This window comes from Rhodococcus sp. T2V, assembly GCF_029269925.1.
Classification (GTDB): domain Bacteria; phylum Actinomycetota; class Actinomycetes; order Mycobacteriales; family Mycobacteriaceae; genus Rhodococcus_F; species Rhodococcus_F koreensis.
The window spans coordinates 1-1,739 of record NZ_JARJBD010000270.1 but is presented as its reverse complement, the minus strand read 5'-3'; the positions used below and the strand labels follow the sequence as shown (position 1 = coordinate 1,739).

Annotated in this window: 2 protein-coding genes; both read left to right on the top strand. The window is 69.4% G+C overall.

Going from position 1 to position 1,739, the window contains the following annotated elements; genetic code table 11:
- Positions 1-165: 165 nt before the first annotated feature.
- Entirely contained in the window at positions 166-612 is a 447-nt protein-coding gene (locus tag P3H15_RS53805; protein ID WP_276144792.1) for an antitoxin Xre/MbcA/ParS toxin-binding domain-containing protein, read from the top strand.
- The gene (locus tag P3H15_RS53800; protein ID WP_276144791.1) at positions 613-1,170 is read left to right on the top strand and encodes an RES domain-containing protein; all 558 of its coding nucleotides are present in this window, start codon (positions 613-615) and stop codon (positions 1,168-1,170) included.
- Positions 1,171-1,739 lie beyond the last annotated feature (569 nt).

Below are 1,739 nucleotides of genomic sequence, written 5' to 3'. Positions count from 1 at the left end.
CCCGAGCCGATCGTCATCGGCGCGAGGGCCGCCACCGACGGCGACACGTCCGCCGAGTCGCCGACTGTGGACGCCGCGCCCACCGGCGATGACGACTTCTCGGACGTCATTCCGGCCTCCGCAGTCGAACTTCTACCCAACAGAAATGTTGGGTAGAGTGGGGGTATGGCGAGGGTGAAGGCACGAGACGAAGCGGGAAAGGCGGCTGCGGCGAAGAAGGCCGTGGGGCGTGCGGCGCGGGCGAGTGGTCACGGCGGCCGGTCGCCGCGGGTGGCCGCCGATGACCCGTTGTCGGCCGAGCGGGTGCGGTATCTGACCGGCGCGTTCGGGGGAACGCGGCTGGCGGCGATCGTCGGGGTGAACCGGTCGCAGCCGTCGCGGTGGATCAAGGGTGTGGAGCGGCCGGGCCCGGGGGCGGCACCACTGTTGATCGACCTCGAGCATGTGCTGGCGCGGGCCCGCCTGGTGTGGGGGGAGACGGCCGCGCACACCTGGCTCGAGAGCGCGAACGCGTATCTCGAGGGGGCGCGTCCGCTCGACGTGCTGCAACTGTCCGGTCCTGCTCCGGTGCTCGACGCGTTGGATGCGCAGGCGTGGGGCGGGGCCGCCTGAGTGCTGGTCTACCGCGTCTTTCCGTACCTGTCCGCGGCGGCGCCGGGACAGCCGGGGCACCCGTTGTACGAGCACAGGCCGCAGCGCGGCGGCCGGATCGATCACCCGGATTACCACGTCTGGTACCTCTCCCGGTTGGCCGAGGCGGCGTGCGGGGAGAGTTTCGGGAACCTCGCCCGCTGGGAGGCGTCGATGTTGGAGTTCCCGCTGCTGCCGGGGTCGCGGCGCGCGCTGGGGGTGTTCGAGTTGCCCGATGACCTGCGGGTGCTCGACCTGGACGATCCGGCCCAGTTGGTGCGGTTGGGGTTGCGTCCGACTCAGGTGGTGGCCCGGAATCTGACGGTGACCCAGGGGTGGGGGCATCGGATCTGGTCGGAGACCGAACCGCATACGGGGGATCGGGCGTGGCAGGCGGTCTCGTGGTGGTCGTATCACCGCCCGCAGTGGTCGGTGCTGGCCTCCTGGCTGCGCCCAGAGTTGGTGCGGGTGGAAACCCTGGCTCTGGATCATCCGGCGACCCTCGACGCGGCGAAGGCACTCCAGCGCATCGTGATGTGATTGCTTACGTTCGCCGACATGACTTCTCGGGTTGCTCTTCCCCCGTCGCCAACCTGGCTGTCGGGGCGAGGGCGTTGGTGCACGCCGTTCAGGGGGGTCGGATAGTGCGGTCCGCAGGCTGGGGGAGGCGATGCGGGGTTGGTGTGCGGTTGGGGACCAGGTGCCGAGATCGGCGAGGCGGGTCTCGGCGTCTGGTGCAGCGATGGCGTCGAGGTCGATGTGGGTACGCGACCCGGTGTGATGATCCCGGCGGGTGCTGTGCTCGGTGCGGCCCGGCCGCTATCGGACTGGGTGAGTTCTGACGGTTCTGTCTCTGAGATTCGTCAATGACGTTGCCAGACTTATTTTTACGAATCGGGGTGGGTGCTGGTTCGTCGGGGTGGCGAACTCGGCTCCGTTGTACTCGGGCAGGGCCTTCGTATGGTTTCGGCGCAGGAGGGTCGGCTCCTGAGGGCGAGCGACTGCCGAGACGCAGTGCCGTCCTCGGGTGAGGGAGGTGCGTGGGTTCCGGCTCGGGGGGTGTCCCTATGGTTCCCGTCAAGCCGCCGAGGGGAGCGGTGCCCGGTAGA